Origin of the sequence: Microbacterium enclense (assembly GCA_038182865.1) — a bacterium.
Lineage (GTDB): Bacteria > Actinomycetota > Actinomycetes > Actinomycetales > Microbacteriaceae > Microbacterium > Microbacterium enclense_B.
This window is the reverse complement of sequence record CP116226.1, coordinates 3,915,557-3,930,503: the sequence shown is the minus strand read 5'-3', so window position 1 is coordinate 3,930,503 and position 14,947 is coordinate 3,915,557. Positions and strand designations below refer to the sequence as shown.

12 protein-coding genes are annotated in these 14,947 nt (G+C 67.9%); 10 read left to right on the top strand and 2 right to left on the bottom strand.

Going from position 1 to position 14,947, the window contains the following annotated elements:
• Position 1: 1 nt before the first annotated feature.
• On the top strand, positions 2-925 hold the full coding sequence (locus tag PIR02_18695; GenBank protein WZH36751.1) for an RluA family pseudouridine synthase: 924 nt from the start codon (positions 2-4) through the stop codon (positions 923-925).
• A gap of 6 nt (positions 926-931) precedes the next feature.
• Here PIR02_18695 and PIR02_18690 read toward each other — a convergent pair whose 3' ends face one another.
• Complete coding sequence (locus tag PIR02_18690; protein ID WZH36750.1) at positions 932-1,414, bottom strand: NUDIX domain-containing protein; 483 nt, start codon at positions 1,412-1,414, stop codon at positions 932-934.
• A 117-nt stretch (positions 1,415-1,531) separates the two neighbouring features.
• Here PIR02_18690 and dnaE point away from each other — a divergent pair, with 117 nt between their 5' ends.
• The 5 genes from dnaE to PIR02_18665 all read left to right on the top strand — a co-directional run bounded on the left by dnaE (position 1,532) and on the right by PIR02_18665 (position 9,506).
• Entirely contained in the window at positions 1,532-5,044 is a 3,513-nt protein-coding gene (dnaE, locus tag PIR02_18685; GenBank protein ID WZH36749.1) for a DNA polymerase III subunit alpha, read from the top strand.
• A gap of 108 nt (positions 5,045-5,152) precedes the next feature.
• On the top strand, positions 5,153-6,601 hold the full coding sequence (locus tag PIR02_18680) for a hypothetical protein (protein WZH36748.1): 1,449 nt from the start codon (positions 5,153-5,155) through the stop codon (positions 6,599-6,601).
• Positions 6,602-6,664: 63 nt separating this feature from the next.
• Positions 6,665-7,966 (top strand): histidinol dehydrogenase, encoded by a 1,302-nt coding sequence (gene hisD / locus PIR02_18675; GenBank protein ID WZH36747.1) that lies wholly within the window; start codon positions 6,665-6,667, stop codon positions 7,964-7,966.
• A gap of 12 nt (positions 7,967-7,978) precedes the next feature.
• Positions 7,979-8,470 carry a transcriptional regulator NrdR gene (gene nrdR / locus PIR02_18670; GenBank protein ID WZH36746.1) on the top strand — a complete coding sequence of 164 codons (492 nt, stop codon included), beginning with the start codon at positions 7,979-7,981 and terminating at the stop codon, positions 8,468-8,470.
• Positions 8,471-8,480: 10 nt separating this feature from the next.
• On the top strand, positions 8,481-9,506 hold the full coding sequence (locus tag PIR02_18665; GenBank protein WZH36745.1) for a quinone-dependent dihydroorotate dehydrogenase: 1,026 nt from the start codon (positions 8,481-8,483) through the stop codon (positions 9,504-9,506).
• 175 nt (positions 9,507-9,681) lie between these two features.
• Here PIR02_18665 and PIR02_18660 read toward each other — a convergent pair whose 3' ends face one another.
• Positions 9,682-10,254 carry a DUF3043 domain-containing protein gene (locus PIR02_18660; protein WZH36744.1) on the bottom strand — a complete coding sequence of 191 codons (573 nt, stop codon included), beginning with the start codon at positions 10,252-10,254 and terminating at the stop codon, positions 9,682-9,684.
• A 46-nt stretch (positions 10,255-10,300) separates the two neighbouring features.
• On the opposite strand from PIR02_18660, the gene PIR02_18655 reads away from it, so the two are divergent.
• The 4 genes from PIR02_18655 to ctaD all read left to right on the top strand — a co-directional run bounded on the left by PIR02_18655 (position 10,301) and on the right by ctaD (position 14,947).
• Positions 10,301-11,695: a dipeptidase gene (locus PIR02_18655; protein WZH36743.1), complete on the top strand. Its 1,395-nt coding sequence runs from the start codon at positions 10,301-10,303 to the stop codon at positions 11,693-11,695.
• 70 nt (positions 11,696-11,765) lie between these two features.
• Complete coding sequence (erpA, locus tag PIR02_18650) at positions 11,766-12,131, top strand: iron-sulfur cluster insertion protein ErpA (GenBank protein ID WZH36742.1); 366 nt, start codon at positions 11,766-11,768, stop codon at positions 12,129-12,131.
• A 168-nt stretch (positions 12,132-12,299) separates the two neighbouring features.
• A complete protein-coding gene (coxB, locus tag PIR02_18645) occupies positions 12,300-13,181 on the top strand; it encodes a cytochrome c oxidase subunit II (GenBank protein WZH36741.1) in 882 nt (293 codons plus the stop codon).
• 2 nt (positions 13,182-13,183) lie between these two features.
• Positions 13,184-14,947 (top strand): cytochrome c oxidase subunit I, encoded by a 1,764-nt coding sequence (gene ctaD / locus PIR02_18640; protein ID WZH36740.1) that lies wholly within the window; start codon positions 13,184-13,186, stop codon positions 14,945-14,947.

Genomic DNA, 14,947 nt, shown 5'->3' with positions numbered 1-14,947 from the left:
CATGGAGTCGCGGAGCCTCCCCGTCCCCGACGGGCTCGACGGAACACGCGTCGATCAGGGCCTTGCCAAGATGCTCGGCTTCTCGCGGACGTTCGCCGCCGACGTGGCGGACGCCGGGGGAGTCACCGTCGACGGGCGAGAGCTCGGTCGCTCCGATCGTCTGCGCGCCGGGGGGTGGCTCACTGTCGAGTGGGAGCCCAAACGCGAACCCGAGATCGTGCCCGTCGCCGTGGCCGATCTCGGCATCGTCTGGGATGACGACGAGATCGTCGTGGTGGACAAACCCGCCGGTGTCGCGGCACACCCGTCCCTCGGGTGGGACGGGCCCACCGTGCTGGGTGCGCTGGCGGCCGCGGGTTTCCGGATCGCGACGAGCGGCCCGGCCGAGCGCCGCGGAATCGTGCACCGTCTCGACGCGGGAACCAGCGGATTGATGGTGGTGGCCAAGACCGAGCGCGCGTACACGCTGCTCAAGAGCGCCTTCAAGGAGCGGGAGGTCGACAAGATCTACCATGCGGTGGTGCAGGGGCACCCCGACCCTCTGGCGGGGACCATCGACGCACCGATCGGTCGGCATCCCCACCACTCGTGGAAGTTCGCCGTCACCCCGGACGGGAAGGACTCGGTGACGCACTACGAGACCCTCGAGGCGTTTCCGCGGGCCTCGCTCCTCGAGATCCATCTCGAGACCGGCCGCACGCACCAGATCCGCGTGCATATGGCTGCTCACCGACACCCGTGCGCCGGAGACCCTCTCTACGGCGCCGACCCCACGCTCTCCGCGCGGCTCGGCCTCACTCGCCAATGGCTCCACGCGCATCGCCTCGCGTTCACGCACCCGGCGACGGGGGAGTGGGTCGAGTTCGAATCGCCGTATCCCGCCGACCTCGCCACGGCTCTGGAGATCCTCCGCGACGGGATCTGACGATCGTCAGGACGGCGACGGGGCCTGCTCGAAACGGGCGGGTCCGGGAGCGAGCCCCGCGCGCACGCGTGCGCTCATCGCGGCGTCGAGGATCTCGTCGAGCCGGGCGATCGGATGCCACCCGACCTCGGTCATCTCTCCGTCGACGGGCACAGGTTCTCCCGACAGCCAACGGCACGCGAAGACCAGATCGAGGTAGTCGCTCCGGTCGCCGTTGGAGTACGTCACACGCGGGATCTGGTGGACCCAGGCGAGACGTTCCGCGCGGATGAGGACCCCCGCTTCCTCCGCGGCCTCGCGCACCGCGGCATCCGCGGGTTCTTCTCCGGGGTCGACGATGCCGGTGATGGGCGTGAGGCGGCCGTTGTCGCTGCGCCGGCCGAGGAGAACCTCATCACCGCGAACGATGACAGCGGTCACGCCGACGAGCGGCAGCGGGCGCGTCCCGACGTGGCGGCGGAGCTCGAGGACGAAGTCAGGAGTGGGCACGCGTTCACCGTAGCCGAGTGGTTCTCGAGAGGGCGGCGCGACGACGCGCGCGGTCGAACTGGGGATCACCCCTGAAGGTGCGGACGCCATGTCGGAGGCCGAACGTACACTCGATACGTGGCAGCAGACTCCTTCGTTCACCTTCACGTGCACAGCGAGTATTCGATGCTCGACGGTGCCGCGCGCATCGGTCCGATGGTCCAAGAGGCCGTCAAACAGGGGATGCCGGCGATCGCCGTGACCGACCACGGCAACACGTTCGCGGCGTTCGAGTTCTACAAGACCGCGAAAGACGCGGGCATCAAGCCGATCATCGGCATCGAGGCGTACGTCACCCCCGGCACGCACCGTTCCGACAAGACGCGCGTGCGCTGGGGCTCGCCCGAGCAGCAGAGCGACGACGTCTCGGGCTCGGGCGCCTACACGCACATGACTCTGCTGTCGGAGACGACCACGGGGATGCACAACCTCTTCCGCCTGTCGTCCCGCGCGAGCATGGAGGGCTACTACTTCAAGCCGCGCATGGACCGCGAACTGCTGCAGACGTACAGCAAGGGGCTCATCGCCACCACCGGCTGCCCGTCCGGCGAGGTGCAGACGCGCCTTCGCCTGGGGCAGTATGAGGCGGCGCGCGCGGCCGCGGCCGAGTTCCAGGACATCTTCGGCAAGGAGAACTACTTCGCCGAGATCATGGACCACGGTCTGTCGATCGAGCGTCGCGTCATGAGCGATCTGTTGAAGATCTCGAAGGATCTCAACATCCCCCTGGTCGGCACGAACGACCTGCACTACACCCACCAGCACGACGCGACCAGCCACGCCGCCCTGCTGTGCGTGCAGTCGGGATCCACGCTCGACGATCCCAAGCGTTTCAAGTTCGACGGCGACGGCTACTACGTCAAGTCGCCTGCTGAGATGCGCCAGGTGTTCCGCGACAACCTCGAGGCGTGCGACAACACTCTGCTCATCGCCGAGCGCTGCGACGTCGAGTTCGACACCTCGGCCAACTACATGCCGCGCTTCCCGGTCCCCGAAGGGGAGACCGAGGGCAGCTGGATGATCAAAGAGGTCGAGAACGGCCTCCACGACCGCTACCCCGGCGGTATCCCCGACGCGGTGCGCAAGCAAGCCGAGTACGAGACCGACGTCATCTTGCAGATGGGGTTCCCCGGCTACTTCCTCGTCGTCGCCGACTTCATCAACTGGGCCAAGAACAACGGCATCCGAGTCGGGCCCGGCCGTGGTTCGGGAGCAGGCTCCATGGTCGCGTACGCCATGAAGATCACCGACCTCGACCCGCTGCAGCACGGTCTGATCTTCGAACGCTTCCTCAACCCCGACCGTGTCTCCATGCCCGACTTCGACGTCGACTTCGACGACCGTCGCCGTGGTGAGGTCATCCAGTACGTCACCGAGAAGTACGGCGACGAGCGCGTCGCGCAGATCGTCACGTACGGCACGATCAAGGCGAAGCAGGCGCTGAAAGACGCGGGGCGCGTCCTCGGCTTCCCGTTCAGCATGGGCGACAAGCTCACCAAGGCCATGCCTCCCGCGGTGATGGGGAAAGACATGCCGCTCGACGGCATGTTCAACCCGGAGCATCCGCGCTACAAAGAGGCGAGCGAGTTCCGCACGCTCATCGAGACCGATCCCGAGGCCAAGACGGTGTTCGACACCGCGCTCGGGCTCGAGAACCTGAAGCGTCAGTGGGGCGTGCACGCGGCCGGCGTCATCATGTCCAGCGAACCGCTGATCGACATCATCCCGATCATGCGTCGCGAGCAAGACGGGCAGATCGTCACGCAGTTCGACTACCCCGCGTGCGAGTCGCTCGGTCTGATCAAGATGGACTTCCTGGGGTTGCGCAACCTCACGATCATCAACGATGCGCTCGACAACATCGAAGCGAACCGCGGTCACCCCCTGGTTCTCGAAGACCTCGAACTCGACGACGCGGCATCCTATGAGCTCCTCGCGCGAGGCGACACGCTGGGTGTGTTCCAGCTCGACGGCGGCCCCATGCGGTCCCTGCTGCGGTTGATGCGCCCCGACAACTTCGAAGACATCTCCGCGGTGCTCGCTCTGTACCGCCCCGGCCCGATGGGCGTGAACTCGCACATCAACTACGCGCTGCGCAAGAACAAGCAGCAGGAGATCGAGCCGATCCACCCCGAGCTCGAAGAGCCGCTCGCCGACATCCTCGACACCACCTACGGCCTCATCGTCTATCAGGAGCAGGTGATGGCGGTGGCGCAGCGCGTCGCGGGCTACACCCTCGGTCAGGCCGACCTCCTGCGTCGCGCCATGGGAAAGAAGAAGAAGAGCGAGCTCGACAAGCAGAAAGAGATCTTCTTCGGTGGTATGACCGAGCGCGGCTATGGCGACGTCGCGCAGCAGACCCTGTGGAAGGTGCTCGAGTCGTTCGCCGACTACGCCTTCAACAAGGCGCACACCGCCGCTTACGGGCTCGTGTCCTATTGGACGGCGTATCTCAAGGCGCACTATCCCGCCGAGTACATGGCCGCCCTCCTCACGAGTGTCGGCGACTCGAAAGACAAGATGGCGGTGTACCTCAACGAGTGCCGTCGCATGGGTATCAGGGTGCTGCCTCCGGATGTCAACGAGTCGATCCGCTTCTTCGCGGCCGTCGGTGAAGACATCCGCTTCGGCCTCGGTGCGGTGCGCAACGTCGGTGCGAACGTCGTCGACGGCATCGTGGCCGCACGCCAGGACACGAAGTACGCCTCGTTCCACGACTTCCTGGCGAAGGTGCCGATGCACGTCGCCAACAAGCGCACGGTCGAGTCCCTCATCAAGGCCGGCGCCTTCGATTCCCTGGGCTCGACGCGCCGTGCGCTGCTGGAGATCCATGAGGACGCCTGCGAAGGTGCGGTGATCGACAAGCGGCGCGAGGCGAACGGCGAGGTCGGGTTCGACTTCGACTCGCTGTGGGACGAGCCGCAGCAGGTGACCAAGGTGCCGGAACGTCCCGAGTGGACGAAGAAGGACAAGCTCGCGTTCGAACGAGAGATGCTGGGCCTCTACGTCTCCGATCACCCCCTCGCGGGTCTCGAGGTGCCACTCGCCAAGCACGCCTCGACGTCGATCCACGATCTGCTGTCGTCGGAGGACGTGCAGGACGGCGACCTCGTCACGGTCGCAGGGCTGCTGACGAGCGTGCAGCACCGCGTGGCCAAACAGAGCGGAAATCCGTACGGCATGGTGACCGTCGAGGACTTCAACGGCGAGGTCACCGTGATGTTCATGGGCAAGACGTACGCCGAGTTCGCGCCGATCCTCCAGGGCGACGCCATCATGGTCGTGCGTGGGCGCGTGTCGCGTCGAGACGACGGCCTCAATCTGCACGCTCAGTCCGCCTTCGCCCCCGATCTCGAGGGGATGGACGAATCCGGGGGACTGACCCTCGTCGTCCCGGAGCAGCGTGCGAACGAAGCTCTCATCGGAGAGCTCGCCCAGACGCTGCAACGGCACGCGGGCGATACGGAGGTGCTTCTCAAGCTCCACAAAGGTGGGACCGCCAAGGTCTTCGAGGTGCCTCTGCCCGTGCGCGTGACCGCCGACCTCTTCGGTGAGTTGAAGGGACTGCTGGGCCCCAACTGCCTGGGCTGAGCTCCCCGCATCTCCGCCGTGCTGTCAAGCCCGGGACATCCCCGAGGCCCACACGGCACGCTCGACAAAGCTGGACAGGGCACCCTGGTGCCCTCGGAAAGGACCATCGTGACCGACCGCACAGAAGACTCCTCGGGGTCCACGGCGTCCGACTCGCGCGACGAGAAGACTCCCGAGATCGACGGCTTCGACTCCTCGCCTCGCTCCGCTCGTTCGAGCGGGTTCGATGCCGGCGACGGCATTCGCCGTCAGGAGCGCGACGGTCTGGAGGCCGGACGTGACGATGCCACGCTCGACCCCGGGAACGACGACCTCGCGCGGCCCGGCCGCGACAGCCACGCCGACGCCGACGCCGACGACAGGGACGACGCCCACCGCGACGGCGCTCACCGCGGTGACGTCGGCCGCGCCGACACCGTCGACCACGACGACACCGTCGACCACCACGACGCTCGCGAGCAGGTCACGGCGCGCAACCATGTCAACGGTCGAACGACGGGGCTGACACCCACCGGCTCGCACCCCACCTCATCTCCGCGTGCGCACGACGTGTCGTACGCGGTCGGGCCGTTCTCCGTGCGGGAAGTCGCGCTGGTAGGCCTCTGGGCTGTCGCGTTCCTGGTGTCGTTCTTCCCCGACAACAACGTCGCCGGCGGGGCTCGTCTGCTGCTCGGCGGCACCAACGTGTGGCTGTCGGGGCTGTGGTGGATTCCCGCGATCGCGCTTCCCACGGTGGCCGTCGGACTCCTCGTCCTTCGCCGTCTCTCGCCGCAGGGCATCCGGCGCGTCGGCTCGCTCGGCATCGACCAGTTCGCCTCCGTCTCCTTCTCGGTCGCCGCCTTCGTCTGGGTCGCGTGGGTCTGGCAGACCGTGGCGATCGCGGCCGAGACCGGGGGATGGGTTCGCGGGTGGGTCGTCTGGGTCGAGGCCGTGCTCATGCTCGCCGGCGTCGTCCTCACGGTCGCTGCTCCCTTCATCCGACCGTTCTCGAGCGACTTCGTCGGTCGCGAAGAGGTTGCGGCCCATCGCCTCGCTCGGCCGATCCGTCCCGTCGTCCCCCGTCCCCGCGCACCCCGACCGGTACGTCGATCGGCCGCGCCTTCCGACGCGGCGACGCCCGGGTCGGCCACCCCCGACACGGCGTTGCCCGGGAGCTACACCGGATCGACCGAGGTGCCGGCGTTCGCCGACACCGCGCCTCCGACCTCGGTTCTCCCGACGCACGACGACGGCACCGGACCGGTCCGAGTCGGACGGTCGTCGCTCACGGAGCACGAGGTTCCCGGGGACGACCACCCCACCGATGTGATCGCGTCCACTCACGAGGTCGAGCGGGACACCGCCCACGGATCGAACGCGCATCCCGCGGCGCAAGCGTTCTGGGCGCTCGCCCCCGTCGAGCGCGACGTGGTCGACGACTACGGCACGCCGATCTTCCGCATCGGTCCCACAGCGTGGGCGCTCGTCATCGAGGACCGGGGGGAGACGTTCGTCGTCCGTCATGACGACGGGCGCATCGGCTACCTCCACGACGTCTCCGGCGTCACCCGCGGCTGAAGACCGTCGACGAGCCGCCCCGTTCGCGGAGGGCGGCCCGCGAGCGGCCGGTAGCCTGGACTCATGCTCCGTACCATCGATCTTCGCGGCCGTGTGCTCTCGTCCGCCGAGCTTCTCGCGGTCGTCCCGCGTGCCGACAGTGCGCGCGATGAGGCGCTCATCATCGCCGCGCGGATCGTCGACGATGTCGCCGTCCGCGGCGAGGATGCCCTTCGCGAGCAGGCGGCGCAGTTCGATGGCGTGCGCGATCACCCGATCGCCGTGCCCGCCGCGCACCTCGACGAGGCCCTTGCCGACCTCGACCCGGAGATCCGAGTCGCGCTCGAAGAGGCCATCACGCGCGTCCGCGCGGCGTCCGCCGCGCAGGTTCCGGCGCCCGTGGTCACCGACCTCGGGCCCGGGGCGCGGGTGACGCAGCGGTGGCAGCCGGTCCGCCGGGTGGGGCTCTACGTGCCAGGCGGCAAGGCCGTTTACCCGTCGAGCGTCGTGATGAACACCGTTCCGGCGCAGGTGGCGGGAGTGCGTGAGATCGCCCTGGCCTCCCCGCCGCAAGCGGAGTTCGGCGGACGGGTTCACCCGGTGATCCTCGCGGCGGCGCGTCTGCTCGGCGTCACCGAGGTGTACGCGATGGGCGGCGCCGGGGCCATCGGCGCGTTCGCGTCGGGGGTGACGAGCCTCGGACTCGATCCGGTGGACGTGGTGACGGGCCCGGGCAACAACTTCGTGGCCTCCGCGAAGCGGGCCGTTGCCGGACGCGTGGGGACCGACTCCGAGGCCGGAGCGACCGAGATCCTCATCGTCGCGGACGCCGGTGCCGATCCCGACCTCGTGGCGGCGGACCTCGTCAGCCAGGCGGAGCACGATGAGCAGGCGTCCGCCGTTCTCGTCACCGACTCTTCGACGCTCGCCGACGCGGTGCGTGCCGCCCTCCCCGCCCGCGTCGCGGCGACGCGTCACCGCGAGCGCGTCTCGGCGGCATTCGAGGGGCCGCAGTCGGCGGTCGTGCTCGTCGACGATCTGGCGCAAGCGACCGCGTTCAGCAATGCCTACGCGCCGGAGCACCTCGAGCTCCACCTCGCCGACCCGCGCCCGGAAGACTTCGTGAACGCGGGTGCGGTGTTCGTGGGCCCCTACACCCCGGTGAGCCTGGGAGATTATCTCGCGGGCAGCAATCACGTCCTCCCCACCGGTGGGCAATCGCGCTACGGGGCCGGTCTGTCGGCCGCGACGTTCCTGCGCCCTCAGCAGGTCGTCGAGTACGACCGCGATGCCCTCCACTCGGTGCACGAGGCGATCGTCACCCTCGCCGAGGCCGAGGCCCTGCCCGCGCACGGCGAGGCGGTCACCGCCCGCTTCCCCGGATAGATCGGCGACATCATGCACTGCCCCTTCTGCCGCAATCCCGATTCCCGCGTCATCGACTCGCGCACGAGCGACGACGGTCTCAGCATCCGTCGGCGACGGCAGTGCCCGAAGTGCGGCGGCCGGTTCTCCACGGTGGAGACCGCGAGCCTCAACGTCATCAAGCGGTCGGGCGTCGTCGAACCGTTCAGCCGCGAGAAGGTCATGTCGGGCGTGCGGAAGGCGTGCCAGGGCCGCCCGGTGACGGATGCCGACCTGGCGATGCTCGCGCAGCAGGTCGAGGAGGCCATCCGCCAGACGGGGTCGTCGCAGATCGACGCGAATGAGATCGGACTGTCGATCCTCGGCCCGCTCCGTGAACTCGACGAGGTCGCCTACCTCCGGTTCGCGAGCGTCTACCAGGCGTTCGAATCCCTCGACGACTTCGACGCAGCCATCGCGCAGCTGCGCGCCGACCACGCCGAGCGGCGTCCGCTCACGGACAGCAGAGTCGACGACGTCCAGTAGCCTGGCGGGGATGTATCCCCTTCTTTTCCGCGCGGTCCTCTCGCGACTCGATCCCGAGTTCGCCCACCACCTGGGCGCGATCGTCATCCGCGTCGCGGGCGTCGAGCCCGTGGCATCCGCGGTCCGTCGTCTCACCGCGCCCACCCCCGATCAGCGCGTCGATGCGCTCGGTCTGCGCTTCGACTCGCCTTTCGGCGTCGCGGCCGGCTTCGACAAGAACGTGACGATGGTGCGGGGCCTGGGCGCCCTGGGGTTCGGGCACGTCGAGGTGGGCACGATCACCGCTCTTGCGCAGCCCGGCAACCCGCAGCCCCGCCTCTTCCGTCTCCTCGTGGACCGCGCGGTCATCAATCGCATGGGCTTCAACAACCACGGTGCCGCTGCGGCGGCTGCGAAGCTCCGTCGCCTGCGACGCGCACGTCGTCGGCCCGTGATCGGTGTGAACATCGGCAAAAGCCGTGTCGTCGCCGTCGAGGACGCGACCACCGACTACGTCCGCAGCGCCCGACTGCTCGCACCGCTCGCCGACTACCTGGTCGTCAACGTGTCGTCGCCGAACACCCCGGGGCTTCGCGGGCTGCAGGCGGTCGAGACCCTCCGGCCACTCTTGACGGAGGTCCGGGATGCCGCGGGCTCGACCCCGCTGCTCGTCAAGATCGCTCCCGATCTCGAGGACGACGAGGTGCAGGACATCGCCCGTCTCGCCGTCGACGCGGGGCTCGCGGGTCTCATCGCGACCAACACGACGATCGCCCGGACGGGGCTGTCGACGAACGCCGCGACGGTGGAGGCCGCCGGGGCGGGAGGGCTGTCGGGGGCCCCTCTCAAGGCGCGGGCCGCCGAGGTGCTGCGGCTGGTCCGAGCGGCCGTGCCGGAGGAGTTCGTGGTGATCTCCGCCGGGGGAGTCGAGACCGCCGATGACGTGCGCGCGCGCCTCGCGGCCGGCGCGACCCTGGTGCAGGGATACACGGGGTTCCTCTACCGCGGTCCCCTCTGGGCGCGGCAGATCAACCGCGGCCTCGCGCGCGGCCGCTGACGACACGCCCGGACGCGGGCCTCAGCGCCCGACCCGGCGGGCCGGGCGGACGATCGAGTGCGCCCGACCCTGTCGCATCCCGGATCCGTCGATGTCGCCGCGGGCGGATGCCACGACCGTCGCCGGAGACGACGACGCGGCGCGCCCGAAGGCACGCCGCGACGGGTCGACGGACTCAGACCGGATACTGGCCGCGCTTGACCTGCGCCTTGGGCAGGCGCATGAAGCGCATTTGCACGGTACGCATCGCGGCGTACCAGCCGAGCCCCTTCTCGAGCTTGCTCTCGCCGAACTTGTCTTTCGCGGCACGCTTGACGCGGATCGACGTGATGATCATGTCGCCGATCACGAACAGGATGAAGATCCACAGGGCCACGAACGCCCAGTACTGGAAGAACTGCACCGGCAGCACGGTGAGCAGGATGACCACGAGCATGAAGGGCATGACGCCCTCGCCCAGGTGCCAACCGGCGTCCACGAAGTCACGCGCGAAGCGCCGCTGCGGACCCTTGTCGCGCACGGGGAGGTACCGCTCTTCACCGGCGGCCATGCCGACGCGAGCCTTCTCGCGCTGCGCGGCGAGGTCGGCGCGCGCGCGGGCCTTCGCTTCTTTGGTGTCGGGGACGAGGGGACGCTTGCGCGCCGCCTCCTGCTCGGCCCGCGACGGCGTCGCACGGCCCTTGCCCGAACCTGTCGCCGTCGGGTCGACGGGAGTGTCGTTGGGAGCGGGGGCGGGGGACTTGGCCACGGAAAACCTCGAGAGTTCGCTGATCGGGAGATTTAAGATTACCCGCATGACCCCCGACCTGTCCTTGCAGAATGCCGTGCGCGACGCCGCGGCCGCCGGCATCCCTTCCGCCCTCGCCGATCTCGGTGCGCTCGTGCGCATCCCGTCGATCGCCTGGCCGGCGTTCGACCAGTCCGCGCTGGTGGAGAGCGCCGACACCGTGGCGGAGCTCTTCCGCGGGACCGGGGTGTTCGACAGGGTCGAGGTGAAGCGTGCGACGATCCCGGGCACCGATGAGCTCGGCCAGCCCGCCGTCCTCGCGAGCCGATCGGCCAAGAACGGCCGGCCCACCGTTCTTCTGTACGCCCACCACGACGTCCAGCCTCCCGGCGACGACGAGCTGTGGGAGTCGCCGCCGTTCGAGCCGACGGTGCGCGACGGCCGTCTGTACGGCCGGGGCGCCGCCGACGACAAGGCCGGCATCATGGCCCACGTGGGCGCGATCCGAGCGCTGGCCGACGTCGCGGGAGATGACCTCGACCTGGGCATCGCCGTCTTCATCGAAGGCGAGGAGGAGTACGGCTCGCGCTCCTTCGCGCAGTTCCTTGCCGACAACGCCGACGCGCTGCGCTCCGATGTGATCGTGGTCGCCGACTCCGGCAACTGGGACGATCGCACGCCCGGTCTCACCGTCTCCCTCCGCGGTAACGCGCGATTCACCCTGACGGTACGCACGCTCGCCCACGCGTCGCACTCGGGCATGCTGGGCGGTGCGGTTCCGGATGCCATGCTCGCCACGGTGAAGCTCCTCGCCACCCTGTGGGACGACGACGGCGCGGTCGCCGTCGAGGGCCTGCACGTCCGCGACGCTGAGACGCCCGCCTACGACGAGGCCACGCTCCGTGCCGAGTCGGGGCTGCTCGAGGGCGTCAGCCCCATCGGTCGCGACACGATCCTCAGCCGCATCTGGAACAAGCCCTCCGTCACCGTCACGGGATGGGATGCCACACCTGTCGCGTCGGCGTCCAACACCCTCGCACCGCAGACGAGCGTCGTCATCAGCGCCCGCGTCGCGCCCGGCCAGCGCGCCGAGGAGGCCTACGCCGCCATCGAGGCGCATCTGCGTGCGCACGCGCCCTTCGGCGCCCAGCTGGAGTTCACCGACGTCGACTGCGGGGATGCGTTTCTCGTGGACACGAGCGGCTGGGCCGTCGAAGACGCGCGTGCATCGTTCGCGGAGGGGTACGGCGTGGAGTCGGTGGACGTGGGCGTGGGCGGATCCATCCCGTTCATCGCCGACCTCGTGCGGGAGTTCCCCGGCGCGCAGATCCTCGTCACCGGCGTGGAGGACCCGCACGCCCGGGCGCATAGCCCGAACGAGTCCCTGCACCTGGAGACGTTCCGCAACGCGGTCGTGTCCGAAGCGCTTCTGCTCGCTCGCTTGAACGCGCGCACCGTCTGATCGGTCCGTCGGGGCGGGACGGGCGTAGAATCGTCACGTCCCCGCGACCGAACAACCGAAGGGCATCGCCATGACCGACACCACACTGTCGTCCGCCGCCGACACCCGCGAGCACGGCGTGGGTCTGACCACCGCCGCCTCCGACAAGGTCAAGAGCCTGCTGTCGCAGGAGGGACGCGACGATCTGCGTCTGCGCGTCGCCGTCCAGCCCGGCGGCTGCTCCGGCCTGATCTACCAGCTCTACTTCGATGAGCGCTACCTCGACGGCGACAAGGTCGTCGATTTCGAGGGCGTCGAGGTCATCGTCGACGACATGAGCGTGCCGTACCTCGACGGTGCCAGCATCGACTTCAAGGACACGATCTCGGAGCAGGGCTTCACGATCGACAACCCGAACGCGCAGGGCTCCTGCGCGTGCGGCGACAGCTTCCACTGAGCGCCCACCGCCGACACCGGCAGCATTTCTGAGAACCCCTGGAAACCGCGGATCACACCGCGGAATCCGGGGGTTCTCGATGTCTCGGTGCTGGACGATTGGCCAGAGAACCGTAAGAGCTTGCTCTAGACTGTCGAGAGCAACATCCACGACCCGGAAAGGTGCATTGTGCCCTCCAAACGTCGCCTCCGTTGGGCTGCCGTCCCCGTCGGGATCGCCTCCGTCGCGCTCCTGTCCGGCTGCACCACGACACAGCTCCACGGCTTCCTGCCCGGCTTCGTCGACGACGGCACCCCCGCCACCAACCACACCGACATGGTCGCCGGTCTCTGGGTCAACTCCTGGATCGTTCTGCTCGCCGTCGGTGTCATCACGTGGGGGCTCATGCTCTGGGCGGTCATCGCATACCGCCGTCGCAAGGGGCAGTCGGGTCTGCCGGTGCAGCTGCGCTACAACATGCCGATCGAGATCTTCTACACGATCGTCCCGCTGATCCTGGTCGTCGGTTTCTTCGCCTTCACGGCACGCGATCAGAACACGCTCGAGACGCAGTACGACGACCCTGACGTGTCGATCACCGCGTACGGCAAGCAGTGGGCGTGGGATTTCCAGTACAACGGCGAGAAGGAAGACAACTCCGACGCCCTGTACTCGATGGGTGTCCAGGCCAAGGCCACGTCCGACGGCTACGACCTCGATGACGTGCCGACTCTCTACCTGCCCGTCGACAAGAAGGTCAAGATCGACCTCCGTTCGCGCGACGTCATCCACTCGTTCTGGATCATCGACTTCCTGTACAAGAAGGACATGTACATCGGTCGCGACAACGAGTGGTCCTTCACACCGACCCGCGAGGGGACGTACGAGGGCAAGTGCGCCGAGCTCTGTGGCGAGTACCACTCGGCCATGCTCTTCAACGTCAAGGTCGTGAGCCAGGCCGAGTACGAGGACTACCTCGACTCGCTCCGCTCCGCCGGTGACGTCGGCGACATCAGTGATCTGTCGCGCCTGCAGAACCTCACGACGGCCGGCGCCGAAGGGAACAAGTGATCATGGCCACGACGCTTCCGCTCCAGGAGAAGGGTGCCTCGCGCCCGACGACTCTCCCTCCGCGTCAAGCCGCACTGCTGAGCACCTCGCGTGTCGAGCAGAAGGGCAACCTGGTCGTCAAGTGGATCACCTCCACCGACCACAAGACCATCGGTTACATGTACCTGATCGCCTCGGTGGTCTTCTTCATGCTCGGTGGCGTGATGGCGCTCATCATCCGCGCGGAGCTCTTCGAGCCCGGGATGCAGATCATCCCCACGAAAGAGCAGTACAACCAGCTCTTCACCATGCACGGCACGATCATGCTGCTCATGTTCGCGACGCCGCTTTTCGCCGGTTTCGCCAACGCGCTGCTGCCGCTGCAGATCGGCGCTCCCGATGTGGCCTTCCCGCGTCTGAACGCCTTCGCGTTCTGGTTGTTCCTGTTCGGCTCGACGATCGCGGTGTCCGGCTTCCTGACTCCGCAGGGTGCGGCGGGCTTCGGGTGGTTCGCCTACCAGCCGCTCGCGAATGCGAGCTTCTCCCCGGGTGTCGGTGGAAACCTCTGGATGCTGGGTCTGGGGATCAGCGGATTCGGCACGATCCTCGGTGCCGTCAACTTCATCACGACGATCCTCACGATGCGCGCCCCTGGCATGACCATGTGGCGCATGCCGATCTTCTCGTGGAACACGCTGATCACGAGCATCCTGATCCTGCTCGCCTTCCCGGTTCTCGCTGCGGCGATCTTCGCTGCTGCGGCTGACCGCGTGCTCGGTGCCCACATCTACAGCCCCGAGAACGGCGGTGTCCTGCTCTGGCAGCACCTGTTCTGGTTCTTCGGTCACCCCGAGGTGTACATCATCGCGCTGCCGTTCTTCGGCATCGTCTCCGAGATCTTCCCGGTCTTCAGTCGCAAGCCGATCTTCGGATACAAGACGCTCGTCTACGCGACCATCGCCATCGCCGCCCTGTCCGTCGCGGTGTGGGCGCACCACATGTACGTCACGGGTGGCGTCCTGCTGCCGTTCTTCGCGCTGATGACGATGCTCATCGCGGTGCCGACCGGTGTGAAGATCTTCAACTGGATCGGAACCCTCTGGCGAGGATCGGTGACGTTCGAAACGCCGATGGTCTTCGCCCTCGGCTTCCTCGTGTCGTTCGTCTTCGGTGGTCTGACCGGCGTCATCCTCGCGTCGCCCCCGCTCGACTTCCACCTGTCCGACTCGTACTTCGTGGTGGCCCACTTCCACTACGTGGTCTTCGGCACGGTCGTGTTCGCGATGTTCGCGGGCTTCTACTTCTGGTGGCCGAAGTGGACGGGCAAGATGCTCAACGAGCGTCTCGGCATGGTGCACTTCTGGATGCTGTTCATCGGCTTCCACATGACCTTCCTCATCCAGCACTGGCTGGGCGTCGACGGCATGGTCCGCCGATACGCGGACTACGCCGCTGCGGACGGATGGACCTGGGAGAACCAGCTGTCGACCGTCGGCTCGATGATCCTCGGCGCGTCGATGATCCCCTTCCTGCTCAACGTGTGGATCACCGCGCGCAAGGCGCCGCGGGTCACGGTCGACGATCCGTGGGGTTATGGAGCGTCGCTCGAGTGGGCCACCTCGTGCCCGCCGCCGCGTCACAACTTCACCTCGATCCCGCGCATCCGTAGCGAGCGCCCCGCGTTCGACCTGAACCACCCCGAAGCCGGTATCCCGGTCGGTGTGGGCCCGGCCAAGGACGCCCCCGATACGCCCGTCGTCGACGCGGCCGCTGGAGAGGTCAAGTAA